Raw genomic sequence first — 24,612 nt, forward strand, 5'->3', positions numbered from 1 at the left:
AATTGAATTGAGGAAGGTATGGCGCAGTTCGGGATGGCAGGTCATGTCTCGTCTCGGTCCATCAATCCCTACCTCCCTCAGGATTGATTTGATTTATGGCGCGTTAAAACACGATCGGACATTAATTTCCACGAAAGATTGCACTAGAAACTGATTTTCAACCTATTGCTCAGCCGATCTGCAGCTCGGCAGCAAGCAATTCCAGCATGGCGTCCACCTTGGGCAGCAATTGTCGCCCTATCGGCCAAACCAGATTTAGCGGCAGGCCTTCGGTCGCAAGTTCCGGCAAAACCTGTACCAGCTCGCCGCGTGCGATCTCATCGCAGACCAACCATGTCGCCAGTTGCGCGATGCCGTATCCGGCCTTGACCGCCGCGACCTGAGCTTCACCATTGCCGACGGTGATGCGGCCTTCCATTGTGCGCCGCTCGATCATGCCGGGTCCATGGGTGATCAACCAGGGGCTGGTCGTGCCATCGGCCCTGCCATAGAGCACGGCATCGTACTGGCCCAGTTCGTCCGGCGATGCCGGCACCCCCCGCTTGGCCCCCAGTCTGGCCAGGTAATCCGGGGAGGCGCAGAAGATCAGGCGTTCGCTGCCGAGATAGCGATGGCCCACGGAGCCGGTCCAATGCTCCGGTCCGCCGATGCGAACCGCGATGTCGATGCCCTCGTCGAGCAGGTCGACGAAGCGATCCGTGAAGGAAACATGTGGCCGCAAGTGCGGATGCTGCTGCCCGAATCGCAGCATCAACGGCCAGACGCGCATTCGGCCGAATGTCGCCGGCGCATCCATCCGCAGGCGGCCTATCGGCTCGCTGCGCTGCGCCGCGAGTACCGCTTCGGCCTCTTCCAGTTCCGCCAGCACACGCACGCAAATGCGGTAGAACGCCACTCCCGCATCCGTCAGGGCAAGGCGCCGCGTCGTGCGCTCGAAGAGCCGGGTGCGGAGCCGGTCCTCAAGGCGCGCCACACTCTTGCCGACCGCGGAACTGGTCAGGTTCAGCCGCTCCGCCGCCGCGGTGAAGCTGCCCGCATCAGCCGTCGCCACAAAATTTTCGATACCCTTCAGTCGTTCCGATGGAAACATGCTTCCTCACCTATTGCGGATTTCAATTCTGTAATTGAACGAAAACATATCCGAGATAAGAATTTATATCTTCAATAGACTGAAGGCAATCGTGAAATCCCACAGGAGCCTCATCAATGTCTTCCATTGCAGCGCCGGGCGCGGCCACTTCGGCCCGCCATAACGGCCTTTCAATCGCCATTCTCGCGGTGGCGGCCTTCGTTATCGTCACCACTGAATACCTCATGGTCGGATTGCTGCCGGCTCTGGCGCGCGACCTCGAAATTTCGATCTCGGCGGCGGGCCAGCTCGTCACCCTGTTTGCCTTCACAGTCATGTTGTTCGGCCCGGCGCTGACCGCACTGCTGTCGCATCTCGAACGCAAACGCCTGTTCATCGCCATACTTCTCGTCTTTGCCGCCTCGAACGTCCTCGCCGCCATCGCCCCCAACATCTGGGTGCTCGCCGTCGCCCGCTTCATTCCGGCGCTGGCGCTGCCGGTGTTCTGGGGCACGGCCAGCGAGACGGCCGGTCAGATCGTCGGGGAGCAGCGGGCCGGTCGCGCTGTTTCCCAGGTATATCTCGGCATCTCCGCCGCCCTGCTGTTCGGCATCCCGCTCGGCACATTGGCATCGGACGCCATCGGCTGGCGGGGCACCTTCTGGGTGCTGGCCGCCCTGTCGCTTGCGATGGCGCTGGCCCTGACGATCTTCATGCCGACCGTGGCCATGCCGCGGCGACTGCGCCTGGCAGAACAGGCCAGCATCCTCAGAAACCCGTACTTCGTCGGCAATGTCGCATTGTCGGTGGTGGTGTTTACCGCGATGTTTACCGCCTACACCTATTTGGCGGACATGCTGGAGCGGATCGCCGGGGTGGCTCCGGCATATGTCGGCTGGTGGCTGATGGGGTTTGGCGCCATCGGCCTCGTCGGCAACTGGCTCGGCGGGCATCTGGTGGATCGCAGCCCGCTAGGCTCCACCGCGGTATTTTCCGTGTTGCTGGGTGTCGGCATGGCCGCCAGCGTTCCGCTGTCCGGTTCGCTCCCCATGCTGGGCGCGGCGCTTGCGTTCTGGGGCATTGCCTATACGGCCCTGTTCCCGATCTGCCAGGTACGGGTGATGAAGTCCGCTTCCCATGCACAGGCTTTGGCAGGCACGCTGAACGTGTCGGCGGCCAATGCCGGTACGGGACTGGGCGCGATCATCGGTGGCCTGGTGATTCCCTATTGGGGGCTTGCGAGCCTCGGCTACGTCGCCACCGGGATCGCAATCCTGGCCGCCCTGTCGGCAGTGCTGATCTCGTGCATGCGCCGATGAAGGAGCGGCAACTTCAGCCGCTCCCTTCGAGGACCATGTCGAGCGGACCGCAATTGTCCGCTCGCATCGCGGCGAGAGGCTAGACGCTCAGGATGATCTTGCCGCGCGCCCTGCCGGAGGCCTGGCGTTCGAAAGCCTCGGCAAACGATGTCATGGGCAAGACGCGGTCGATCAGGACCGAGTGTCCCTGCCCGCTCATCGCCTTGACTACATCCGACAGTCGTCGGGCGCTCGACGTGTGGAAGACGAACGCGCCATCGACCTTATGGGCTGCCGCCAGTGCCTGGTCGGGCGGGGAGACGGTCGAAAGCAGCTTGCCGCCGCCGCGCAACACGCCGAAGGAGCGTTGCTGTACCTCCCCGCCGATCGTATCCAGCACGACATCGATGTCCGAAACCATGCTGGCGAAATCCTCGGATCGATAGTCGATCACCTGATCGGCACCCAATTCCCGGGCAATCTCCACACCATCCCCTGATGCGGTGGCGATGACGCGCGCGCCAAGCCCCCTCGCGAACTGGATGGCGAAGCTGCCGACGCCTCCGGCACCGGCATGGACCAGCACGGTTTGGCTGGGCTGGAGGTCTGCGGTTTCCACGAGTGCCTGCCAGGCTGTTGCCGCGGCGGTTGGCAATCCGGCAGCGCTGTTGAAGTCCAGGCCGTCCGGAACCAGCACCAGCTGATCTTCCGAAACGATGGCGTATTCCGCAAAAGCGCCACCCCCGGTCGGATCGAGCCGTGCCATGACCCGATCTCCCACGCGCCAGCGCATGGTCGGCGAGCCGACCTTCTCGACGGTGCCGGCGACGTCCGTGCCCATGGGCGAGGGAAATTCAAGCGGGAAGTAGGCGTGGACCTGACCGCGTTGCAGCTTTACGTCGAGCGGATTGAGCGCAGCGGCCGCAATGCGGACGAGCACCTCGCTGCCGGTCGGCTCCGGTATCGCGACGTCGTGCAGGACGGGGTTTTGCTCGTAGCCTGAGAGAATGATCTGTCGCATCTCACGGCCCTCAGTTCGTGACCGGCCAGGCGCCCATCTGGGCGAACCAGCCCATCCAGTCCTCCATGTGCCAGGTGCGGGTAATCCGGCCGTTCTCGAAGGCATGGAACTCATGGATGGGAAGGGAAAATGTGCGGCCGGTTGCGGCGACCCCGAACCAGTCTCCGACGTGACGGCCGGTAATCACAGCGCGGACCGCAGCCTTGTCGGTCCCGCCGATCACATCAACGATCTCGATCCTGATGTCCGCGAAAGCCTTCGAGAAGGCAGCGATCATGGGTTTGAATCCATCGCGTCCCGCCGCCTGCCCCGGCGCGAGCGGGATGTCCTGCCAATCCGGAACGACGCTTTCGTCGAGAAGGTCGGGGGTTCCTTCGAACGCCTTGTAGAAAGTACGAAGCGTCTGAAGATCGGTATCGCTTATTCCACCGTAGGATGGATGTTCGTTGCTCATGGCACACTCCTCGTTGACGAGGAGCAGCAGTACGCCTCCTGATTTCATCGTTGAAATCGATATTGGATATGCAATAACATCCACCAAATGGATTTACATGGGATCGATCTGAACCTGCTTGTGGCCTTCGACGCACTGATGGCCGAGCGGAGCGTGACGCGTGCAGGCGTCAGGATAGGCCGCACACAGCCGGCGATGAGCGCAGCGCTGTCTCGCCTCCGTTCTGTCTTGCAGGACGAATTATTCATTCGCGGCCCGAACGGGCTGCAGCCGACCCCTCGCGCGCTCGATCTTGCCGAGCCGCTCGGTCGCGCACTTGCCGAAATCCAGCGAACCCTGGAATTCACGCAGGTCTTCGACCCCTCGAAGTCGAGCGTCTCACTCTCACTCGGATTGTCGGAGCACGCGGCGTTTGTCGTCCTGCCAAAACTGCTTGCCGTCCTGGGAATCGAGGCGCCGGGCATAGTCCTGCGGGTCCGCAACTTCGACCACCGCGACGAGGTCATCTCCCTGCTGGACTCTGGCGAGGCGGATCTGACGGTCGGCGTTCCACACACGCCGGCCGGGCGCATCCTGAGCGAGCGCCTGTTCGAGGAGCGTTTCGTCTGCGTCCTTCGCAAGGACCATCCGCAAGCCGATGCAGAGCTGACGCTGGAGTCCTTCCTGCAAATGTCGCACTTGCTAGTTTCCCCGGAGAACGAGCGGTTCGGGATGGTCGATGCCGCGCTCGCCAAGTTGGGTTTGCGCCGACGGCTTGCGCTCACCCTGCCGCAAATGTATGCCGCGCCTCCGCTTGTCGCATCGTCTGACCTGGCCGCAACCCTGATGCAGGGTGTCGTTGACGCCTCCGGGTATCGTGAAAGGCTTCAGGTCCTGAAGCCACCGCTGGAACTCGGCACGGCCAAATTCGACATGGCCTGGCACAGGCGCAACGATGTTCACCCCGCGCAGCGCTGGTTGCGCGAGGTGATCAGATCGCTCTTCGACAAGGCTGCATCCGAGGCAGCCGCCACCCATCGGCGTTGAGATGGCAGGTGATACTGCCCCCCGCAACCCTCGGTCTGGCGGCTACCGACTTGCCGGTCAGGAGCCGATCGTCGGGCCATCCTCATAGCCGGGCCAATCCTCGTCGGGGATGTCGGAGATGTCGCCATACGGTACACCGTCGATCTCGTATTGCGTCAGGTAGTCGCTGAGCAACGATCCGAACTTGTCCTGCCGCGCCTGGTGCTTGCCCTCTTCGATCAGGCCGGGCAGCAGCATGGCGATGACACCCACGCCCGCGGCCGCCAGTCCAAGAACCCCTGCCGCACCGGCGATCGGAATTGTTCGGAGGACGCTCGGAGCGAACACTCCCAGGCCACCCTCTACGGCAGAAGCCAGGCCGGCAAGCGCGCCGAGGGAGCCGGCCGTGATGCTGATGCCGCCGCCAACCTTGTCGCCCTTGCGGATCGATTGAACGCCGTCGAATATGCCATAGGCCCCGGCGACAACGCCGGCGAGACCGCCAATGCCCTTGGCGGCATTTTCCGCCCGGTTCCAATTATCCGTCAGGCTCTTGAAGTTCTCGTCGGACATCTTGCCGATTTTTTTGCCGATGGCAGTATCCGGATGCTTGTCGGCCACATCCTTCAGATATTGCTTCCAGGCCTTGATGCCACCCTCGGTCAGCAGCGTCGCGGTCTGGATCGACCCGGTGGTAATGTCGACCTTCTGCCTCTCGGTCGGGTTTCCGCCGCTCTGAACACCCTTGGAGATCGTGACGCCGGCCATGAACAGGCCGCTGACGCCGTGCAGGACGCCCTTGTCGGCAGCCGCCTTGGCCGATGGGTTCAGCCATTCCGAATTAAGTTCGGCAAGCGACTTGGTTCCCTGACGCAGCACATCCCAGCTGCCGCGGAAACCGGCCAGTATCTGGTCCGACTTGGCGACGGTTCCATCCTGATTGACCAGCAGTTCGGGATTGTCCTTGGCAATCTGGTCGATGTAGGACTTTACCTTCTCCTCATCCAGCTTGTCGCCGCCATCGACGCCGAACGCCGTCTTCAGATCGTCGAAAGTGGCATCCTTGAAGGCATTCTTTTCCACGATGTCGGAGAAGTTCTCGTTCAGCTTGCTGTCGAACTTCCCGGTGAAGTCGGGATCGAGCGCGGCATTGTAGAGCGCGACCTCGGTACTGAACGCGCTGGCTGCTTCCTCGAATGTATTGTCCTTCAGAAGTTCATTGAACCGGTCACCGGATACCAATGACTTCTCGTAGAAATCCTGGAAATCGCCCTTGTGCTTGGAACTGTTGACGGCATCCTGGATCTCGCCCGGCTTGTCGATACCGAGCGCCTGCTGGTACATCTTCGCCGATCCGTAGAATTCGGCAAGGGCTGCCTGCTGGTCGGTCTTGCCGTCCTTAGTCTTCGCGTCCCACAGGCTGTCGAGAGCCTTGCCGGACTTGATGTCGTCGTAGCTCGCCTCGACAGCCGTCTTGAGACCTTCATTGCTTTTGAACAGCGCGTCGAACTGCTTGCTGCTGTTCTCGTTCAGGAAGTCGACGACCGCCTTATCGCCTTCAAGGATTGCTATGTGGTCGTTGACGTCCTCGAGCAGCTTCTGCGGATCCGGATGGCTGCGCACATCGTTGGCGATGGAAACCTTGCCGTAATCATCCCGCCACATGCCGGCGGAAGCACCCTGTGTGATCAGGCTCTGCGCCGTCAAAAGATCCTGGAGGACGGCGGCCTTCTCCTTGGCGGAATATTTGTCGGGATTCTCGAAGACGTCCGCGCCGAGCTTGCTCGTGTCCACGTCCGCGGTGATGTTCGCATTGGCGACACTGGAGATGAAGGCGATTGCCGATCCGGAGTCCTTCGGCGCCTGCGTATCGATCCAGCTCTTCAGATCATCCTTGCTGGCACCGCCGTCAGGTCCGCCCTCGAGGGGCTTATGCGCCGTTTCGAGCTTTTCGAATGCGCCGGGCTGCGCCCAGAAATTGAGCGCTTCCTTGAAATCGTCGCTGATCTGCGGATTCTCGTCGCGATATTTTTTCAGGGCGTCGGCTGTCAGATCGCCGTCCACACCGGTCTTGCCTTTGATCGCATCGTAGTTCTCACCGATGATCGCGGCATATTTGGCAAGCGTCTTCGAAGTATCGTCGGCGTCCGGATTGGCCTTCAGGAAGTCCTTGTAGCTGCTGATATCCTCAGGTTTCTTCACGTCTTTCAAGACTTCAAAACCATACTTGCCAAAATCCTGAAGGCGGCCTGCCTCGGTCCCGTTGTAGGCTTCGCCGCTCTTGGTGAAACCATCGATGCTGGTGTTGGAAACGTCGCTGCCGGACAGGGAATTTCCCTTCTCGTCATACATCGTGATGCGATCGAGGACCTGGCTCGCCCTGTATGCGGCATCGGCATCCTTTTCGAAATCGCCCACCCGCTCCTTCAGCATGTCCTTGACGCCGCTCTGGTTGCCCAGATTTTTCAGCAAGGGTGAATCGTCGATGATGTCCTGCGCCGAACGTTTGTCATCATCCGGCAACTCCCATTTGATGCCGACCTTCTCGGCCTGTTCGCGGGCTTCCTTGTCGTCACCGGCGGTCGACACGTCGGTAAGCTTGCCCTTGAGATTGGAGAAGCCATATTTGCCGAAGTCCTGCAGGCGCCCGGCTTCGGTGCCGTGCCTTGCTTCGCCACTGTTCGTGAAGCCGTCTATGCTGCCATTATCGACATCATTGCCGGCAATCCGCTTGCCGCTTTCGTCGAGCCGTTCGACATGCTCGAGCAACTGCGCCGCCCGGTATGCGGCATCGGCATCCTTTTCGAAATCACCGACGCGATCCTTCAGCATGTCCTTGACGCCGCTCTGGTTGCCCAGGTTTTTCAGCAAGTCGGAATCGTCGATAATGTCCTGTGCCGAGCGTTTGTCGTCGTCCGGCAACACCCATTTTATGCCGAGTTTCGCGGCCTGGTCGCGGGCTTCCTTGTCGTCACCGGCGGTCGACACCTCGTTGAGTTTCCCCTTGAGATTGGAGAAACCGTATTTGCCGAAGTCCTGCAGACGCCCGGCCTCGGTGCCGTGCCTTGCCTCACCGCTGTTCGTGAAGCCGTCGATGCGGCCATTATCGACGTCCTTGCCGGCAACTTTCTTGCCGCTTTCGTCGAACCGCTCGACATGTTCGAGAATCTGCGCCGCCCGGAAGGCGGCATTGGCATCCTTCTCAAAGTCACCGACGCGATCCTTCAGCATGTCCTTGACACCGCTCTGGTTGCCGAGATCACGCAGGAGCTGCGTATCATTGATGATGTCCTCGGCGGATCGGTTGTCGTTCTTCGGCCGCTCCCAGATTATGCCTGCATCCTTGGCGGCTTTCTGGGCCTCATCCCATGCCTTGGCCGTGTCGGGGTCGACGGTGGCCAGGTTCGAACGGTTGGTGGGGGCGATTACTTTCGACATGCGGCAAGCCTTCCTGAATTTGTGATGGTTCAGTCCTGAAGGATAAGGATTGCCCTGAGTTTAGACGCCGGTGTGTGAAGCGCATGTGACAAGAACTGCGCTTCGCCGCCCTGCCGGGCGCCGGAGCCGCCCCGGTCTCGTCAAGGCCGGGTCCGCAAGTCAGTGTCTGCCGAGGTTATTGCCGCACGCCCGATCTCTCGTATATTTCGTCCAGCGCCTTCATGTTGCCGATGGCATCCTGGCCGCCCGTCGGCAATGACGTTCCGTTCTCGACCGCGTCCACAAATGCGGCCAGCTGGTAGTCGTAGGTGGTGCCCGCAGCCAGCGTGAACTCGCGGTAGCTGTCGCCGAACCATTCCCGGATGGAGTGTCCCTTGTGCGGAAGGCAGGGGTTGTCGAGCTCGACCACGCCCTTTTCGCCCTCGACCCTGAGCAATCCCCGAAACGGCGGGCTGGCGATGTCTGCAATCAGTTGCGCCTCCACCCCGCCCGCAAAGCGCATCGCCACCTCCATCCGCTGATCGACATTCAGCGGCGTAAGCTCGGCATGTGCGGAGAGTATCTCGGGCTCCTCGCCCATGAAGCTGCGCAGCCAGTGCAGCGGATAGCAACCGAGGTCCATCATGGCTCCGCCGCCCTGCGCCGGATCGTGCCGGATATTGTGTGGATCAAACGGGATATCGACATGGAATTCCGCCCGCAACGCGCGGATTTCGCCGAACGACCCCGATGTCTTGCGCGCCAGAAGATGCAGAAAGACGGGATGGTAACGGTCGTGGAACGCTTCGGCCAGCACCTTGCCGGCAGTCCCGGCGGCCTTGACCATGGCCTGCGCCTCGTCGGCGGTCATCGCCAGGGGCTTTTCGCAGAGCACATGCTTGCCGGCCCTCAGCGCCTTGATCGACCATTCGGCGTGCGCTGCCGGCGGCAAGGCATTGTAGACGATGGTGATGTCCGGATCGGACAGGAGTTCGTCATAGCTCGAACAGACCTTCGCGATCCCGTGCAGCCGCGCATAATCCTCGGCCGCCGCGCGACGCCGCGACGCGACGGCATGGACGGTACAGTCATCGCGACGACGCGCGGGCTGAATGATGGATCGCGGCGCGATGCCCGCCGCGCCCAGAATGCCGATATTGTGCATCTGCCTGCTCCTCAATCGAAAAAGTCGTGGTCTTCCGGCGAAAGATAGGGCTTTGCGCGGTCGGCGATGATCTCCACGCCCATGCCCGGCCGGTCCGGAACGTCGATCATGCCGTCGGTGACGATCGGAGCGGGGAACCCCTCGACCAGATCCGTCCACCATTCGGGATCGGCAGTCGTGTATTCGAAGGCAATGAAGTTGGCGGGCAGGGTCGCGGAAACCTGGATCAGGGCTGCCAGCCCGAGCAGCCCGTTGGCGGTGCCGTGGGGAGCCACGGTGATGCCATGCAGATCCGCATATTCCGCGATCCACTTCAGTTCGGCGATCCCTCCAACGTCGGCAGGATCGGGTCCGATCACATGAACGGCGTGGGATTCGATCAGGTCCTTGAAGTTCTGGCGCAGATAGATCTGCTCGCCCGTGTGGATAGGCGTCGTCGAGCATCGGGTAAGTTCCCGGTAGACGCCGGCATTGACCCAGGGCGTGTAGTCCCCGGACAGAAGATCCTCGAGCCAAAGGAGATTGAAGGGTTCCAGCATCCGCGCCAGACGGATCGCATCGGCCAGCATCCACCCCGGTCCGCAGTCCAGCGCCAGTCCCACCTTGTCGCCAGCCACCTCCTTCATGGCAGCGACGCAGTCGACGAAATGCCTCAGGCCCCGTTCGGTGACAGGACCCCGATCGAGGGCGCCATGAAACGGGCTGGCGCTCGGCTCGCCATAGTAGAAGTTCGGCACTTCGCGCTTCATCGGCGAATGGAAGCCGATCGGCTGCTTGATGATGGTGAAGCCCTCCGAAAGCGCCATCATCTTCGCGATGTCCTCGGCATAATCCTGCGGCTCATGACCGGTGAAGGGAAATCGCATCGAGCCGTTGTAGACGCGCACCCTGTCACGCACCTTGCCGCCAAGCAGCTTGTGGACGGGCAGGCCCGCCGCCTTTCCGGCAAGGTCCCAGAGCGCCATTTCGATGACGCTGACGGCACTCCCCCATGGTTTGAAGCCGCCTCTCTGGCGTATCTTCAGCATCACCCTTTCCACCAGGGTCGGATCTTCGCCGATCAGCGCATCGCGAAAGGCGAGGATATGGGGCTTCAGGTAGGGCTTCCAGGTTTCCGCCTGGGCAAAGCCCGATATGCCTTCGTCAGAAATGATTCGGACGATCGGGCTCTTGCCGATGACGGCGCATTTGATGTCGACGATTTTCATGCGGGAGCCCCCCAAAGATGCGATTCAGACTGGAATGACGGCGCTGATGGCCTTGGCGGTCTCGATCGCAGCCATGCGGATCTCCTCCATGCGGCTCGGCTGGGTTCCCGCCAGGAACGGCACGCTGACCGCCGCCAGCATCCTGCCGCTGCGCGTGAACACCGGTGTCGCGAAGGCCTGGATGCTGGGTGCGTTCTCCCCCTTGTCCTGCGCCCATCCGAGACGCTTGATACGGGCGAATTCGCTGCGCAGCCGTTTGGGATCCGTGATGGTCTTCGCGGTGAAGGCGACGAGCGGACGCGCGAGCCAGTAGTCGAGGTCATCGGGCGGCAGATAGGCAAGCAGCAGCTTGCTTGCCGCGCCGGCATGGATGGGCATGCGCTGCCCCGGTGCCACCGTCAGGGCATACTCCCGCTTGCCCTGCGCGACCGCCAGAACCAGAATGCCCTCCTGATCGAGGATGCTCAGCTTGACCCCTTCACCCAGTTCCGCAGCCAGTTTGTCGAGAAACGGCTGGCAGACGGCGGCAAGGTCGAACTCCGTCGCCCGCACCCCGACATGCGCCGCGAGAGACAGCAGACGGCGCCCGAGGTGATAGCTGCCCGTATCGTCACGGTAGACGATCTCATGCTGCTGAAGCGAGTTGAGTATCCGGTAGATGGTCGTTCGGGGAAGCCTGAGTGCCTCCGTCAACTCGCTGATCGAAAGCCCCCTGCCCTTGCGTTCGATTTCGCACAGCACATCCATCATCCGGTCTATGACCGGGATCGTGTGCTTGCTTGCCCCATCTTCTGCGGCTTCGCTCATCGGCACCTGCCCTGTTGACAAAACTCAGCCCGTCATTAGCATACATATATGAACTGTCAAAGTTCATATTTGGATAGCCGGAGGAGGCGGCGGTCCAAATTCGGTTTCACGCTGACATACGAGGCAACCCCCGCGCGGCGGCGATACACCCGGCAGCGAAATCGAAACTACCAGCACCTCCTTCATTTGGCCAAACACAGGGGCTCAGAATGCTGACTGTTTCCGCGATAACCCATGTCGCCATCAGGGTGAAGGATATCGACCGCGCCCTCGATTTCTACATCAACAAGCTGGGCTTTTCGGAGCTTCTGCGCCTCGACCGCGACGGGCGTCTCTGGCTGGTCTATCTGCGCATCACCGACGACCAGTATCTTGAGGTCTTTCCGGAGGGCCAGGGCGAGGACGCGCCGGGGGCTGACGCCGTGGGGTACAATCACATGTGCCTGGCCGTTCCCAGCATAGACCAGACCGTGCGTGAGCTCGAGGCCGCGGGGATCCCGCTCTACCGCCCCAAGGTCCAGGGCGCCGACGGCAACTGGCAGACCTGGATTGTCGATCCGGACGGACATCGCATCGAACTGATGGAAATGGCCGCCGACGGGATGCAGGCGAAGGCAATCGCCCGCCTGCGGGGAAACTGATCATGCCCGGCATCAGCTACCTGACGGCGATTGGCCACGCGACCAATGCCCTGCCTCCGTCGGCGGAGGATCATCGCGCCATATTGCAGGAAGCCCTGGCCCAACCCCGCAGGAGCCGCCCATGAAGATCACGGCCCAGAAAGTATTTGTCGCAAATGCCCAGAGGACGAATTTCGTCTTCGTCAAGCTCTACACCGACGAAGGAATCGAAGGTGTCGGCGAGGCAACGCTGGAATGGAAGACGAAAACTGTCGTCGCGGCGCTGGAAGAGCTGGAGCGGGTTCTCGTCGGTCGCGATCCCTTCGCCGTCGATGCGATCATCGAACAGCTCCACAGGGACAGCTACTGGCGAACGGGCGCCGTCTTCCGCACGGCGCTCGGCGGCATCGAGGCGGCGCTTCTCGACATCAAGGGCAAGGCGCTCGGCGTTCCTGTTTTCGAACTGCTCGGCGGCAAGTTCCGCGATCGTGTCGAATGCTACGCAAATCACTGGTTTTTCGGTGCGACGACGCCCGAGGAATATGCAGCCAACGCACGCAAGGCCGTTGCAATGGGCTATCGCGCCCTGAAATGGGACCCCTTCGATACTGCCGATCTTGAAATGGACCGCCTGCAGCGACGCCAGACGATCGAGATCGTCGAGGCCGTTCGTGACGCGGTCGGACCTGACGTCAACCTGATGCTCGACGTCCATGGCCGCCTCAATGTCCCGACGGCGATTGCCATGTGCCGGGCGCTGGCGCCCTTCGACCTCACATGGATCGAGGAGCCGACGCCGCCGGAGAACATCGATGCGCTGGCAGAAGTGCGCGCCGCCAGCCCGGTTCCGATCGCTGCCGGCGAACGCTGGTACGAACCGGGCAAATTTCTCGAAGCCCTGTCCAAGAAGGCTGTCGACGTCCTGCAGCCCGACGTCTCGCACGCCGGCGGAATGGGAGAAACAAAACGCGTCGCGCATCTGGCGCACACGCATCTCATTCCTGTCGCACCCCACAACCCGGTCGGACCGGTAATGAACGCCATGACGCTGCACGCCTCGGTCGCCATGCCGAACTTCTCGGTCTTCGAGACCGTCTCGATGGATGTTCCCTGGCGCAAGGAACTCGTTCGGGAAACGCTGCAGTTCGACAACGGGGCGATTCTTGCGCCGACGGCGCCGGGCCTCGGTGTGGAACTGATCGAGGAAGCCTGCGAGCGCTTCCCCTATCAGCCCACCAATGTTCCGCTTTTCGACGGATCGATGAACACCACCGGCGTGGCGACAGGCGCCCGCACATTTGCGGCGGACGAAAGCAGATAGAAGTCACGGCAAAGGGAGTTGACACCAGCTCCCCTTCGCCACATAGTTATATTTAGAATAGGTGCAGTTCATATATGAACTCACTTAAGCAGCAACGGGAGGAGAGCTGCTTGAAGGTCGGAATCTCATTGTATGGGCCGCTTCTGAGCGAGGCGGGCGCCCGTTTCGCGAGCCAGCTCGGGGTGGAACACGTCGTGGTCCACCTCACGGACTATGGGCGCAATGCGGACGCGAGCGCCTATGCCGCGGGTGACGTCGTCGGCCCGATCAATGGCGATTGCATCGATGCGCCGCTGTGGTCCCATGATCGCCTGGCGGATCTCATTGCCATGCTGTCGCGGCACAATCTGAGGGTTGCCGCCCTGGAGAACATATCGCCCAATTTCTGGTCGGACATTCTGCTCGACGGTCCGAAGAAGGATGCGCAGATGCAGGACCTTCAGAATCTCGTCAGGAACATGGGGCGTCTTGGCATACCGGTTCTCGGATATAATTTCTCCATCGCCGGCGTGTGGGGATGGCGCCGCAAGCCGGTGGCGCGCGGCAATGCGGTGACCGCCGTCTTCGCCATCGACGAATTCGACGCGGAAAGCCCTGTCCCCGACGGCATGGTCGGCAACATGCGCTACCGCCTGGCCGTCCCCGGGGCAAAGCCCCAGACCGTCGACGAGGCCACATTGTGGTCGCGGCTTCAATGGTTCCTGGAGAAGCTCGTACCGGTAGCGGAAGAGGCTGGCGTCCGGTTGGCCGCCCATCCGGACGATCCGCCGGTCGAACGCCTGCGCGGCACCGCGCGGCTGGTCAACAGCCACGCCAAGTACGACCGGCTTCTTTCGCTCGTGCAGAGCCGGGCCAATGCGCTGGAATTCTGCATCGGCTCATTGGCGGAAATGCCCGGTGGCGACATCTATGAAACGACGCGCCGCTTCGCCCGCCGAAACGCCATTGCCTATGTCCACTTCCGCAATGTCCGCGGCAAGGTGCCGAGCTACGTGGAGACCTTCGTGGACGATGGCGATGTCGACATGGCGCGGATCGTCCGGGTGCTGCACGAAGAAGGCTATGACGGCATCCTGGTTCCAGACCACGTTCCGGAACTCGATTGCCCTGCCCCATGGCACGCCGGGCATGCCTACACGATTGGCTACATGAAGGCGCTTGTCGCCCACGCGGATGCCTTGACCAGAAGCTCTTCCGTATCCGCCGACCATCGGGCAGAGGAACCCGCGGCGGCAGCGGAATAGATCATGTCAGCCACATGGCTGAAAAACAAACAACAGGTTCAGTCGGGAGGTGAACATGAAAACGTTGATTATGAAACTGGCGATGGGCGCAACGGCGTCCTTTCTGGCAATGTCGGCCGGTGCCTGGGCTGGCGAAGTGGTCTGGTGGACGCCGAATTTCAACGAGGCCCGTGCCCGGGATCTCGTGGAGAAATTTCAGGCTGCCAACCCGGACGTGTCGGTGAAGCTTGAAATCACCACCACGGACGGACTCCCGCAGCGCATCCTGACGGCCCTGCAGTCGGGAGCCGCGCCGGACGTCATCGACGTGCAACATGGCTGGGTGAATGGCTATGCCCAGAACAACCTGGTCCTGCCGGTCGACGAAGTATTGACCGATCGCGAGGACTACATTCCCGCCTCGCTGGAATACGACACCTGGGACGGCAAGCTCTGGGGTATTCCCTACCGCATCGAAACCCATGCGGTGATCATCAACAAGGGCGACTACAAGGCGGCCGGACTCGACCCGGCAAACCCGCCGACCACATGGGCCGCCTTCAAGGACGCCGCCAAGAAGCTGACCACCAACGGGAAGTCCGGCTTTGCGATCACCGGCGGCGGCGAAGTCGGCAACACCATCTTCCGGTCCTTGCCCTTCATGTGGATGGTGGGTGGCGGCATCATCTCGGATGATGGCAAGAAGGTTCTGGTCAATAGTCCGGAAACCATCGAAGCCGTGACCTTTTACACCGACTTCCTGAAGGAAGGCATGTCGCCGGCATCGACACTGGAGAATGACGGCACCGCCAATCGCCGGCTCTTCATCGCCGAGACGGTGTCGATGTACCAGTCCGGCCAGTTCGATATCCAATCCATCCGCAAGGAAAACCCCAATATCGACATCGGCGTGATTCCGGTCCCCCATCCCGATGGCGGCAAGACGGCGGCGATCCTCGGAGGATGGAGCTTCGTCATTCCGAGCAAGGCGAAGAATCCCGACGACGCCAAAAAGCTCCTGGGCTTCCTTGCCGAGGCGGAGAACCAGGCCGCCCTGACCGACACCTTCCCCGCCCGCGTCTCTGCCATGGAGGCCGAACGCTTCAAGGATCCGATCCTGCAGGTGTTCAAGGAAATGCTCCCGTTCGGGCGGCCAGTGCCGGCCCATCCGAACTGGGTCCAGATATCCCAGGCCTATTTCGACGGGATCCAGCGGATCCTTCTCGGTGACGAGGACGTCAAGACCGCCATGGACGGCGTCGCCGAAGAAATCGAAGGGCTTCTCTAGGTCCCTCCCGTCCGGAAGGCGCTCGACACCCCGTCGACGTCTTCCGGTACTCCTGTAACCAGGAATGAAATCGGATGCAGAAACAATCCACTGGCTATCTGTTCGTTCTACCCGCGCTGATGGTGCTGGGCATGCTGATCGCTTATCCGGTCGCCTATACCGGGTTGCTGAGCGTCACGGACAATGCCGGCAACTATGTCGGGCTCGACAACTTCCGGCGCGTCCTGTCCGCGCGCGCCACGCCGACGGCGTTCTGGAACACTCTCTGGTGGGTGTTCGGGTCGATCGTCCTTCAGGTCGTTCTCGGCGTCCTGACGGCGATCCTGCTGAACCAGAACTTTCGCGGCAGGGCCATCGTGCGCTCCGTGACGCTGGTCCCCTGGGTGGTGCCGGGCATCGTTGCCGCGACCACCTGGGCATGGATGCTCCACACCGAATTCGGCATCATCAACTACATGCTCACGGCCCCGGCGCTGATCGACGAACCGGTCGGCTGGCTGACGAATGGCCGCACCGTGATGCCGGTGATGATCGCGATCAACATCTGGAAGATGTTTCCCTTCGTCGCCATCATGGTCCTGGCCGGACTGCAGGCCATTTCCGACGATCTCTACGAAGCGGCCCGCATCGATGGGGCGAGCTTCTGGGAGGAGGTCCTCTACGTCATGCTGCCGCAGGTTCGGACGGTGATCGTTGCGGTCACGCTTCTCCTGGTCATCTGGGCGTTGAACCACATCACCATCATCTATGCCATCACCCGCGGAGGACCGGCGAACCGAACCCTGATCACACCGATCCAGATCTTCAGGACAGCCTTCGAGAGCGTCCAGTTCGGACAGGCGGCGGCTCTTTCCGTCATGTTCTTTGCGGTCGCGATCGTGGTGGTGTTCATCTACATCCGCACGCTGGCCTCCAACCCGGAGGAAACACGTTGAACAAGCTACCGACACTCAAGCGCCCGGGCCTGCCGGGCTGGCTGATCCTCTCCGGTTCGGTTCTGCTGGTCCTGGTCTGCCTGTTCCCTTTCTGGTGGATGGTGCTGTCTTCGGTGAAGACGCTGCGCGAGCTCTACACGGTTCCGCCGATCTGGTGGCCCGCAGCGCCCACATGGGAGAATTATCGGACGGTCCTGTTCGATTCGAACATCCCGCGCTACTTCCTCAACAGCATCATCATCTCGGTCGGATCGACGGGACTGGCGCTCGTCCTCGCGATCTTTGCTTCCTACGGGTTTGCCCGCTTCAACTTCAAGGGAAAGCCGCTGCTCCAGTCCTTCGTGCTGGTGGGCCAGTTGCTGCCGACGGCCGCCATCATCGTGCCCCTGTTCGTCACGCTTCGGGTGCTGAACCTGGTCAATACCTACTGGGGCCTGATCCTCGTCTACATGATCATCACGCTGCCGCTGTCGGTGTGGATGCTTACCAGCTACTTCAAGAACATTCCCGTCGAACTGGAAGAAGCCGCGATCATCGATGGCGCCAGCCGCCTTGAATGCCTGTTCCGCATCACGCTTCCCCTCTCCTTGCCGGGTCTCGCCTCCGTCATGGTCTACGCCTTCGTCACGACCTGGAACGAGTTCATCTTCGCGCTCTGCTTTGCCACCGATTCCTCGGTGAAGACGCTGCCGATCGGACTCGCGGAGTTTTCGACGGAGTTCAACACCGACTGGGGTGCCGTCATGGCAGCCTCCGTCGTGATGACCTTGCCGATCGCCATCCTGTTTCTATCCATGCAGCGGCTCTTTGTCGGTGGCCTGACCGCCGGCGCAACGAAGGGCTGAGAAAGGAATGCAATGACCTATACGTCCCCAATCCCCCAACTTGGCCTCGGTACATTCGGACGCACGGGCGACGCCGGGATCCAGGCGATCCTCTCGGCCATCGAGGTCGGCTATCGCCACATCGACACGGCCCAGAGCTATGATACCGAAAGCAGCGTCGGCGAAGCCATTCGCCGTTCCGGACTGCCGCGATCCGACTTCTTCGTCACCACCAAGGTTGCAGACACCAATCTGTCGAAGGCCGATTTCCTGCCGAGCGTCGAGAAGAGCCTCGAAACGATCGGCACCGACCAGGTGGACCTGCTGCTCATCCACTGGCCTTCGCAGAATGACGAGGTGCCGTTCGATGACTACATGCTGGCACTGGCCGAAGCACGGCAACTCGGATGGGCTCGCCATATCGGCGTGTCCAACTTTCCGATCGCCCTGCTCGACAAGGCCTTCGCTCTTCTGGGCGACGATATGATCGCCACCGATCAGGTCGAGATCCACCCCTACCTGCAGGCTCCACGGCTCGTGAACCACTGCCGCGGCAAGGGGCTGGCGCTGACTGCCTACCAGCCCCTCTACAAGGGAGCCGTCAACGACGACCCGCTGCTGAAGGCCATCGCCGAGACGCACGGCGTTACCGCCGCTGCCGTAGCGCTGGCCTTTCTCATGGCGGAGGGCCATGCGGTTATCCCGGCGTCCTCCAGCCCGCAAAACCTGAAGAACAACTTCGCGTCGAAAGACGTGAAGCTCACCGCCGACGAGATTACGCGGATCCGCACGCTGGACCGCTCGGCGCGGCACATCAATCCGGCCAAATCACCCCGCTGGGATGATTGAGGCGCGCTGACAGGAGATCGCAATTGGCATCGGTAACGATCAACAACGTTCGAAAATCCTATGGCGAACTGGAGGTTCTGCACGGCGTGTCCATCGACATAGCCGACGGCGAGTTCGTGGTTCTCGTCGGTCCGTCCGGCTGCGGAAAATCGACCTTGCTGCGCATGCTGGCCGGGCTCGAGGACATCTCGGGAGGCGAGATCGCCATCGGCGACCGCGTCGTCAATGGCCTTCAGCCGAAGGAGCGCGACATTGCGATGGTTTTCCAGAGCTACGCACTCTATCCGCATATGACAGTCGAGAAGAACATGGGCTTTTCGCTGAAGCTTGCCCGCGCACCCAAGGAGGAGACCCGCGATCGGGTCGCCAAGGTTGCGGCCATGCTCAACCTCAGCGACTATCTCGACCGCTATCCGCGTCAGTTGTCCGGCGGCCAGCGGCAGCGTGTTGCCATGGGGCGCGCCATGGTGCGCAATCCGGAGGTCTTCCTCTTCGACGAACCTTTGTCCAATCTTGATGCGAAGCTGCGGGTGCAGATGCGGTCGGAGATCAAGCAGAACCACCATCGGCTGAAGACGACGACCGTCTACGTCACCCACGACCAGATCGAGGCCATGACCATGGCTGACAAGATCGTCGTGATGCATGGCGGGATCGTCGAGCAGGTCGGTTCCCCCCTCGATCTCTACGACAACCCGGCGAACCTCTTTGTCGCGGGCTTCATCGGCTCCCCGGCGATGAATGTCATCGGCGGCAAGATCCGCGGCGGCGGCTTCGTCGGCGAAGACGGCACCCGCATTGCCCTGCCCTTTGCGGCGACGGACTTCGAGGAAAGGAATGTTACGCTCGGCATTCGGCCCGAACATCTCCTGCTCGATGCGAAGGGGCATGCCGCCGAGATCATCACGGTCGAGCCGACCGGCGCGGAGACACAGGTTCTCCTGCGGCTTGCCGGCCACGAAATCGTCGGTGTCTTCCGCGACCGCATCCTGCACAAGCCCGGCGAGACACTGCATGTCTCCCTCATCCCCGAGCGCATCCAGCTTTTCGACGGCAAGAGCGGGCAGCGCATCGACTTCCGGGAGGCGGCGTAACGATGGCTATCTATCCGGACCTGAAGGGAAAGACGGTACTGATCACCGGGGGTGCAAGCGGTATCGGAGCAGCGCTGGTCGAAGCTTTCGCCGAGCAGGGAGCCAAGGTCGGCTTTCTGGATCGGGACGAGGCGGCTGGCACAGCTCTGGCCGGTACATTGACGGCGCAAGGTCGTCAGGTTCGCTTCGTGGCCCTCGACCTGCGCGATACGGAAAAGCTGCGCGCCGGCATCGAAACTGTCAGGGCTGAGCTGGGCCCCATCACCGTACTCGTCAACAACGCCGCACATGACGAGCGCCATGCGACGGAAGAGGTGACCGAGGCCTATTTCGACGACCGCATCGCCACCAACTTCAAACACCAGTTCTTCGCGTCGCAGGCCGTTCTGCCCGACATGAAGGCGGCAGGCGGCGGCGCAATCATCTGCATGAGCTCGATCTCCTGGATGGCAGGATTTGGTGGCATGGCGCTCTACACCGCCTCCAAATCCGCCGTAATCGGCCTCATCCGGTCGCTCGCCCGGGATTTTGGCCCGTTCAACATCCGGGTCAACGCCATCTCGCCGGGCTGGATCATGACGCAGCGGCAGCTGGATCTCTGGCTGACACCGGAGGCTGACGCCATGCGGCAGGAGCGCCAGGCTCTCAAGCAACGGCTGATGCCGGCAGATGTCGCCAAGCTCGCTCTCTTCCTGGCATCCGACGACGCGCAGGTGATCACCAGCCAGAACTATATCATCGACGGCGGCTGGGTTTGAACGCCGCCAACTCCCTATATCGAGGTAAATAACATGCAGTCTCCCGCAGATATCAACGACATCACCCGTCCGGCCCGCGAGCTGTGCGACGCTCTGGCTGTCATCGGCACCGCCACCGCCAGCAGCGAACTGAGCCTCATGGGAATCCGCGATCCGCAGATCCGCGGTCCGCTTCCGCTAAAACATGGCCGCTCGGTCGCGGGCCCTGCGCTGACGCTGCAATGTATGCCGAAGCGGGAGGACCTCTACGGCTCCAACGAATACGACAATCCCGAATTGCAGCTGCATCGCCACGTCCTCTATCCGGCCCAGACCGGCGACATGGTGGTCGTCGATGCCCGCGGCGACATGGCGAGCGGCATTTTCGGCGAGATGATGCTGACCTTCCTGGCCGGCCGTGGCGGCGCGGGCATCGTCGTCGACGGCTGCATCCGCGATTCCGCCAAGGCCAAGGAACTCGATCTCGGCATCTGGGTGCGAGGAGTGACACCCAATTACCATGCGCAGACAGGGCTGATCCCCTTCGCGGTCAACGTGCCGGTGGCGTGCGGCGGGGTTCTCGTCATGCCCGGCGACATCATCGTCGCCGATGATGACGGGGTGATCGTCGTGCCGGTCGCGCTTGCAGCCGAAGTGATTGCGCGGTCTAGTGAGCATGCCGAATGGGAGGAGTTCGCCCGGTTCCGCCTGTCGCAGGGCGGCGATCTGCGCAAATACTACCCGCTCACGGAAGGGGTGCAGGATGAGTATGTCGCCTGGCGCAACGCTCAGCCGGCCGACTGACCAACACATGTGCAAGGAAACGACATCACCATGGCAACGGCACCGACAATCGAAGAGCTGATAGCCGAAGAGGACGCCCACCAGCTTGCCGGCTTCGACTATGAACTGGCATGGCGTCTCGGCTGCGCCATTCGTGAGACGGCCGCGGCAAGGAGCTTGCCGATCGCCATTGAGATCAGCCACCACGGCACCGCCATCTTTTCCGCGCTGCTGCCCGGAGCCTCTCCCGACAACCTGGCTTGGGTGCGTCGGAAGCGGGCGGTGGTCGAACGGTTCAACCGCAGCTCGCTCTACATGCGTCTGCTCTGCGAACGCAATGGCACGGACTTCCACGCCCGCTATCGTCTTCCTGCCGCGGACTTCGCAGCCAGCGGCGGCGGGGTTCCCGTTCGCATTCGAAATGTGGGGATCGTCGGCACCGTCGCCATCAGCGGCCTGCCGGATGTGGAGGACCACACCTTGGCCATGCGATCCCTGGAAAATCTCGCTTGAAGCCGCTACCCCTTTTGCAGCGGCGGTAAGTGACTGGGACAGCCTGAAGAAAGGTTACGAACATGTACAAGTTCATGAAGGGCTCGACTCACGAGCTCGCCTCGACTGAAATCGCCATCAAGGCCATACCGGACGATCCGCGCGTGTGGGTACCTCAGGCGCCGGACGTCTTCTTCCGGCCAATGTTTCTCAACACGCTGACCGGGCAATGGTGCAACCTGCTGAAGGTGACGCGCTCGGGTATCCTGTCCCGGCATGTGCACCCAGCACCGGTCTTCGGCATGGTGATGAAGGGCAAATGGCACTATTTCGAGCATGACTGGGTGGCGGAGGAAGGTTCGTTCGTGTTCGAGCCGCCCGGCGAGATCCACACGCTGAATGTCCCCGAAGATTGCGCCGAGATGATCACCTTCTTCAATATTTCGGGCTGCATGGTTTATCTCGACAAGGACAACAAGCAGATTGGCTACGAAGACGTCTTCACCAAGATCGACATGTGTCGCGCACATTATGAAGAGGTCGGACTGGGGGCGGACTATGTCGATCAGTTCATCCGCTGACACCGCCGCGTGGGCACGCGGCTGGATGGAAGGTCGCTCGGTCCTCGTGACCGGAGGCACCGGCGGCATCGGCGGGGCCATCGCCGAATGCTTTCGTGACGCCGGGGCAATGGTTCACGCCACCGGCGTCACGGAAGCCGAATGCGCCGAGGCACGAAGCAACGATCCCTCCGGCGCGATACGCTACGGCGTTCTGGATGTACGGTCCAACGATGCCACCCGGGCGTTCATCGCGACACTCGACGACCTCGACGTCGTCGTCAATTGCGCCGGCATCATCCGCCGGGGACAGGAACGTGATCCGGACGTCTTCGACACGGTAGTCGACATCAACCTGAACGGCACGATGCGCGTCTGCGAGGCATCGCTCGACCGGCTGGCGGCAAATAGCGGCTGCATCATCAATATCGCCTCCATGCTGAGCTTCTTCGGTGGCGGACTGGTACCTGGCTACTCCGCCTCCAAGGGCGGCATCGCCCAGCTCACCAAGTCCCTGGCGATCGCCTATGCCCCACGGGGCGTGCGGGTGAACGCCATCGCACCGGGGTGGATAGCAACGCCGCTGACCAAGGCGCTACAGGACGATCCCGCACGGGCCGGGCCGATCCTGGCGCGAACGCCGATGGCACGCTGGGGCATGCCGGAAGATCTGCAGGGCCTTGCGCTCTTCCTCGCAAGTCCGCACGCTGCGTTCATCACCGGCACGGTCATCCCGGTCGACGGTGGTTACGCCGTCTCCTGAAAACAGGCCTGCCAAGGGAGGCGACGATTGATGCAAAGGAAATCAATGCCGAAACCTTTGAGACTAGCTCTTTTGCTGACATTTCCTGGCGTTCTCGCGGCCGGTTCGGCTTCGGCCCAGGAGCAACAGGAAAGCATGATCCTGTCCGTCTCACCTAAGTTGGTACGATGGGCCGATGTCTACAAGGTTCGGCCGGAGCGTCCGGATGACCCCTATTATCATGTGCGCGTCATTGAACGGCAAAAGAACTGGAAGGTCTGGCAGTTCAACGAACTGGCCTCTCATATGGCCGTCACCCCGAAAGCGCTGGAAGCGAGCCGCATCGACAAGAAAGCAAAAATCTACAATTACAAGGACGTGGAAATTCGCAGCGCATATCATCGCTGGCTCGATGAGCCGGCAACACGGTCCGAAGTGCCCGTTTGCGATACGGACATTCTGAGCTGCATCAAAAAACTGCCGCCGGCAACGGAATAGCGGCCCGGCAAGGCTCTCGATCAGAATCGAGCGAGGGACCCCTGTCCCTGCCTAAATATTCCAACGATAAATGGCTCTAGATGCTGCCGCGGTGCGTGACCAATAGGTCCAGGCGCCTGATCGGGGCCGCGACTTCGCCCTTCGACAGACGATCCAACAGCATTTCGCCGGCGATCCTTCCCAACTGGGCGCTATCTATCCCGACAGTCGTCAGGCCCGGCGGTATTTCAGCGGCAATATCGCTCTCGCCGAAACCGATCACACCGAAATCCTCGGGGATGGAACGCTTCCTGCGCCGCGCCTCCATCAGCGTCCCCAATGCGAGCAGATCATTCGCGCAGAAGACCGCGTCCACGCTCGCTCCGCTTTCCAGGAGTGCGGACAGGCAGCGGCGCCCGTCCGAGGGGCCGACGACCTCGTCACTGAGGAATTCCCCGACGAATTCGAGCCCGAGATCCCTGCAGCCATCACGAAAGCCCTTGAGGCGAAGAGCACCACGCCCTCCCCTACGGCCGATAAAGCCGACCTTTTTATATCCACCCTCGGCCAGAGCCTCTGCCGCCAGGCGTCCGGCTTCCGTATTGGAAAAGCCGACGAGCATATCGATCGGGTCCCGCGGGAACGCCCATGTCTCCATGATCGGAATACCGAGATTCCGAAGCGTTTCACGGTTCTGCTCAAGTTCGATGACGCCGGTGAACATGACAGCCGCAGGCTTGAGGGCCTGCAGCGACCGGATCGCCGCCGTCTCGCGGTCGTAGGAATAGGACGTCTGGCCGACCAGGAAAAGATAACCGGCCTCCTCGAGCACATTCGCGCAGGCATGAAGAGCGAGCGCGAACTGCTCGCTGAACATATTGGATGCGAAGGCCATCACCACATTGGAACGACCGCTTCTCAAGGCGCTGGCGAAAGGATTGACCCTGTATCCGGTACGCTCCACCGCTGCCTGAATCCGGGAGCGTTTTTCAGCGCTCACCTTGTCCGGGTTGCGCAGTGCCCTGGATACCGTGATGGGCGCAACGCCGGCAAGACGGGCAACATCGCCGATGCTGGCAGTTTCGAGCGAGGCACCGTCCTCGGCAAGGCCCGGGGCCGCCTTTTGCGGCCCGGCCGGAATACGCACCACCTCGTCATAGATGAAGCTGCCGGTTTCGTTAGCTGCCCCGTTGGCCATATGCGCCCTGTCTTGCCCCATCGTG

25 protein-coding genes are annotated in these 24,612 nt (G+C 61.7%); 17 read left to right on the forward strand and 8 right to left on the reverse strand.

What is annotated here, in order from left to right:
• Positions 1–169 precede the first annotated feature (169 nt).
• A complete protein-coding gene (locus M8997_RS15305) occupies positions 170–1,090 on the reverse strand; it encodes a LysR family transcriptional regulator (protein ID WP_256473321.1) in 921 nt (306 codons plus the stop codon).
• A gap of 116 nt (positions 1,091–1,206) precedes the next feature.
• On the opposite strand from M8997_RS15305, the gene M8997_RS15310 reads away from it, so the two are divergent.
• Positions 1,207–2,388, forward strand: coding sequence for an MFS transporter (locus M8997_RS15310; RefSeq protein ID WP_250014967.1), 1,182 nt, complete (start codon positions 1,207–1,209; stop codon positions 2,386–2,388).
• A 79-nt stretch (positions 2,389–2,467) separates the two neighbouring features.
• On the opposite strand, the gene M8997_RS15315 is transcribed toward M8997_RS15310, so the two are convergent.
• Positions 2,468–3,388: an NADP-dependent oxidoreductase gene (locus tag M8997_RS15315; RefSeq protein WP_250014970.1), complete on the reverse strand. Its 921-nt coding sequence runs from the start codon at positions 3,386–3,388 to the stop codon at positions 2,468–2,470.
• 10 nt (positions 3,389–3,398) lie between these two features.
• Complete coding sequence (locus M8997_RS15320) at positions 3,399–3,842, reverse strand: ester cyclase (RefSeq protein WP_250014972.1); 444 nt, start codon at positions 3,840–3,842, stop codon at positions 3,399–3,401.
• A gap of 87 nt (positions 3,843–3,929) precedes the next feature.
• Between M8997_RS15320 and M8997_RS15325 the strand changes: the two genes are divergently transcribed.
• Positions 3,930–4,868, forward strand: a complete 939-nt coding sequence (locus M8997_RS15325; protein WP_250014974.1) for a LysR family transcriptional regulator — start codon at positions 3,930–3,932, stop codon at positions 4,866–4,868.
• Between the two features lie 57 nt (positions 4,869–4,925).
• On the opposite strand, the gene M8997_RS15330 is transcribed toward M8997_RS15325, so the two are convergent.
• The 4 genes from M8997_RS15330 to M8997_RS15345 all read right to left on the reverse strand — a co-directional run bounded on the left by M8997_RS15330 (position 4,926) and on the right by M8997_RS15345 (position 11,444).
• On the reverse strand, positions 4,926–8,285 hold the full coding sequence (locus tag M8997_RS15330) for a type III effector HrpK domain-containing protein (protein WP_250014975.1): 3,360 nt from the start codon (positions 8,283–8,285) through the stop codon (positions 4,926–4,928).
• A 175-nt stretch (positions 8,286–8,460) separates the two neighbouring features.
• A complete protein-coding gene (locus M8997_RS15335; protein ID WP_250014976.1) occupies positions 8,461–9,429 on the reverse strand; it encodes a Gfo/Idh/MocA family protein in 969 nt (322 codons plus the stop codon).
• Positions 9,430–9,440: 11 nt separating this feature from the next.
• On the reverse strand, positions 9,441–10,637 hold the full coding sequence (locus tag M8997_RS15340; RefSeq protein WP_250014977.1) for a mandelate racemase/muconate lactonizing enzyme family protein: 1,197 nt from the start codon (positions 10,635–10,637) through the stop codon (positions 9,441–9,443).
• 24 nt (positions 10,638–10,661) lie between these two features.
• Positions 10,662–11,444, reverse strand: coding sequence for an IclR family transcriptional regulator (locus M8997_RS15345; RefSeq protein ID WP_250014978.1), 783 nt, complete (start codon positions 11,442–11,444; stop codon positions 10,662–10,664).
• 209 nt (positions 11,445–11,653) lie between these two features.
• Here M8997_RS15345 and M8997_RS15350 point away from each other — a divergent pair, with 209 nt between their 5' ends.
• From M8997_RS15350 to M8997_RS15415, 15 genes are all read left to right on the forward strand, one after another.
• A complete protein-coding gene (locus M8997_RS15350) occupies positions 11,654–12,085 on the forward strand; it encodes a VOC family protein (RefSeq protein ID WP_250014979.1) in 432 nt (143 codons plus the stop codon).
• A gap of 2 nt (positions 12,086–12,087) precedes the next feature.
• A complete protein-coding gene (locus M8997_RS22160) occupies positions 12,088–12,210 on the forward strand; it encodes a hypothetical protein (protein WP_256473322.1) in 123 nt (40 codons plus the stop codon).
• Positions 12,207–13,385, forward strand: coding sequence for a mandelate racemase/muconate lactonizing enzyme family protein (locus M8997_RS15355; RefSeq protein WP_250014980.1), 1,179 nt, complete (start codon positions 12,207–12,209; stop codon positions 13,383–13,385). Before M8997_RS22160 ends, M8997_RS15355 begins: the two co-directional genes overlap by 4 nt.
• A 110-nt stretch (positions 13,386–13,495) precedes the next feature.
• Complete coding sequence (locus M8997_RS15360; protein ID WP_250014982.1) at positions 13,496–14,629, forward strand: mannonate dehydratase; 1,134 nt, start codon at positions 13,496–13,498, stop codon at positions 14,627–14,629.
• A gap of 55 nt (positions 14,630–14,684) precedes the next feature.
• Positions 14,685–15,896, forward strand: a complete 1,212-nt coding sequence (locus M8997_RS15365; RefSeq protein WP_250014984.1) for an ABC transporter substrate-binding protein — start codon at positions 14,685–14,687, stop codon at positions 15,894–15,896.
• Between the two features lie 74 nt (positions 15,897–15,970).
• Positions 15,971–16,831, forward strand: coding sequence for a carbohydrate ABC transporter permease (locus tag M8997_RS15370; protein WP_250014986.1), 861 nt, complete (start codon positions 15,971–15,973; stop codon positions 16,829–16,831).
• Positions 16,828–17,676 carry a carbohydrate ABC transporter permease gene (locus M8997_RS15375; protein ID WP_250014988.1) on the forward strand — a complete coding sequence of 283 codons (849 nt, stop codon included), beginning with the start codon at positions 16,828–16,830 and terminating at the stop codon, positions 17,674–17,676. The genes M8997_RS15370 and M8997_RS15375 overlap by 4 nt, the downstream gene beginning before the upstream one ends.
• 12 nt (positions 17,677–17,688) lie before the next feature.
• Entirely contained in the window at positions 17,689–18,504 is an 816-nt protein-coding gene (locus M8997_RS15380) for an aldo/keto reductase (RefSeq protein WP_250014991.1), read from the forward strand.
• A gap of 23 nt (positions 18,505–18,527) precedes the next feature.
• Positions 18,528–19,598: an ABC transporter ATP-binding protein gene (locus M8997_RS15385; RefSeq protein WP_256473323.1), complete on the forward strand. Its 1,071-nt coding sequence runs from the start codon at positions 18,528–18,530 to the stop codon at positions 19,596–19,598.
• Positions 19,599–19,600: 2 nt separating this feature from the next.
• Entirely contained in the window at positions 19,601–20,356 is a 756-nt protein-coding gene (locus tag M8997_RS15390; RefSeq protein WP_250014993.1) for an SDR family NAD(P)-dependent oxidoreductase, read from the forward strand.
• Between the two features lie 33 nt (positions 20,357–20,389).
• Positions 20,390–21,139, forward strand: a complete 750-nt coding sequence (locus tag M8997_RS15395) for a ribonuclease activity regulator RraA (RefSeq protein WP_250014995.1) — start codon at positions 20,390–20,392, stop codon at positions 21,137–21,139.
• A 30-nt stretch (positions 21,140–21,169) separates the two neighbouring features.
• On the forward strand, positions 21,170–21,631 hold the full coding sequence (locus M8997_RS15400) for a heme-degrading domain-containing protein (protein WP_250014997.1): 462 nt from the start codon (positions 21,170–21,172) through the stop codon (positions 21,629–21,631).
• A 62-nt stretch (positions 21,632–21,693) separates the two neighbouring features.
• Complete coding sequence (locus tag M8997_RS15405) at positions 21,694–22,191, forward strand: 2,4'-dihydroxyacetophenone dioxygenase family protein (protein ID WP_250014999.1); 498 nt, start codon at positions 21,694–21,696, stop codon at positions 22,189–22,191.
• Positions 22,169–22,933, forward strand: a complete 765-nt coding sequence (locus M8997_RS15410; RefSeq protein ID WP_250015001.1) for an SDR family NAD(P)-dependent oxidoreductase — start codon at positions 22,169–22,171, stop codon at positions 22,931–22,933. Before M8997_RS15405 ends, M8997_RS15410 begins: the two co-directional genes overlap by 23 nt.
• A gap of 45 nt (positions 22,934–22,978) precedes the next feature.
• Positions 22,979–23,410 carry a DUF5086 domain-containing protein gene (locus M8997_RS15415; protein WP_252597208.1) on the forward strand — a complete coding sequence of 144 codons (432 nt, stop codon included), beginning with the start codon at positions 22,979–22,981 and terminating at the stop codon, positions 23,408–23,410.
• Between the two features lie 76 nt (positions 23,411–23,486).
• Here M8997_RS15415 and M8997_RS15420 read toward each other — a convergent pair whose 3' ends face one another.
• Positions 23,487–24,608 (reverse strand): LacI family DNA-binding transcriptional regulator, encoded by a 1,122-nt coding sequence (locus tag M8997_RS15420; RefSeq protein WP_250015003.1) that lies wholly within the window; start codon positions 24,606–24,608, stop codon positions 23,487–23,489.
• Positions 24,609–24,612 lie beyond the last annotated feature (4 nt).

This window comes from Phyllobacterium sp. 21LDTY02-6 (assembly GCF_023554255.2).
In the GTDB taxonomy this organism is placed as follows: Bacteria; Pseudomonadota; Alphaproteobacteria; order Rhizobiales; family Rhizobiaceae; genus Phyllobacterium.

Coding starts and splice junctions, on each gene's coding strand:
- M8997_RS15370 (WP_250014986.1), top strand. CDS start 15,971: ATGCAGAAACAATCCACTGGCTATCTGTTCGTTCTACCCGCGCTGATG.
- M8997_RS15345 (WP_250014978.1), bottom strand. CDS start 11,444: ATGAGCGAAGCCGCAGAAGATGGGGCAAGCAAGCACACGATCCCGGTC.
- M8997_RS15390 (WP_250014993.1), top strand. CDS start 19,601: ATGGCTATCTATCCGGACCTGAAGGGAAAGACGGTACTGATCACCGGG.
- M8997_RS15365 (WP_250014984.1), top strand. CDS start 14,685: ATGAAAACGTTGATTATGAAACTGGCGATGGGCGCAACGGCGTCCTTT.
- M8997_RS15395 (WP_250014995.1), top strand. CDS start 20,390: ATGCAGTCTCCCGCAGATATCAACGACATCACCCGTCCGGCCCGCGAG.
- M8997_RS15310 (WP_250014967.1), top strand. CDS start 1,207: ATGTCTTCCATTGCAGCGCCGGGCGCGGCCACTTCGGCCCGCCATAAC.
- M8997_RS15335 (WP_250014976.1), bottom strand. CDS start 9,429: ATGCACAATATCGGCATTCTGGGCGCGGCGGGCATCGCGCCGCGATCC.
- M8997_RS15400 (WP_250014997.1), top strand. CDS start 21,170: ATGGCAACGGCACCGACAATCGAAGAGCTGATAGCCGAAGAGGACGCC.
- M8997_RS15315 (WP_250014970.1), bottom strand. CDS start 3,388: ATGCGACAGATCATTCTCTCAGGCTACGAGCAAAACCCCGTCCTGCAC.
- M8997_RS15420 (WP_250015003.1), bottom strand. CDS start 24,608: ATGGGGCAAGACAGGGCGCATATGGCCAACGGGGCAGCTAACGAAACC.
- M8997_RS15340 (WP_250014977.1), bottom strand. CDS start 10,637: ATGAAAATCGTCGACATCAAATGCGCCGTCATCGGCAAGAGCCCGATC.
- M8997_RS15410 (WP_250015001.1), top strand. CDS start 22,169: ATGTCGATCAGTTCATCCGCTGACACCGCCGCGTGGGCACGCGGCTGG.
- M8997_RS22160 (WP_256473322.1), top strand. CDS start 12,088: ATGCCCGGCATCAGCTACCTGACGGCGATTGGCCACGCGACCAATGCC.
- M8997_RS15380 (WP_250014991.1), top strand. CDS start 17,689: ATGACCTATACGTCCCCAATCCCCCAACTTGGCCTCGGTACATTCGGA.
- M8997_RS15405 (WP_250014999.1), top strand. CDS start 21,694: ATGTACAAGTTCATGAAGGGCTCGACTCACGAGCTCGCCTCGACTGAA.
- M8997_RS15325 (WP_250014974.1), top strand. CDS start 3,930: ATGGATTTACATGGGATCGATCTGAACCTGCTTGTGGCCTTCGACGCA.
- M8997_RS15350 (WP_250014979.1), top strand. CDS start 11,654: ATGCTGACTGTTTCCGCGATAACCCATGTCGCCATCAGGGTGAAGGAT.
- M8997_RS15415 (WP_252597208.1), top strand. CDS start 22,979: ATGCCGAAACCTTTGAGACTAGCTCTTTTGCTGACATTTCCTGGCGTT.
- M8997_RS15305 (WP_256473321.1), bottom strand. CDS start 1,090: ATGTTTCCATCGGAACGACTGAAGGGTATCGAAAATTTTGTGGCGACG.
- M8997_RS15320 (WP_250014972.1), bottom strand. CDS start 3,842: ATGAGCAACGAACATCCATCCTACGGTGGAATAAGCGATACCGATCTT.
- M8997_RS15355 (WP_250014980.1), top strand. CDS start 12,207: ATGAAGATCACGGCCCAGAAAGTATTTGTCGCAAATGCCCAGAGGACG.
- M8997_RS15330 (WP_250014975.1), bottom strand. CDS start 8,285: ATGTCGAAAGTAATCGCCCCCACCAACCGTTCGAACCTGGCCACCGTC.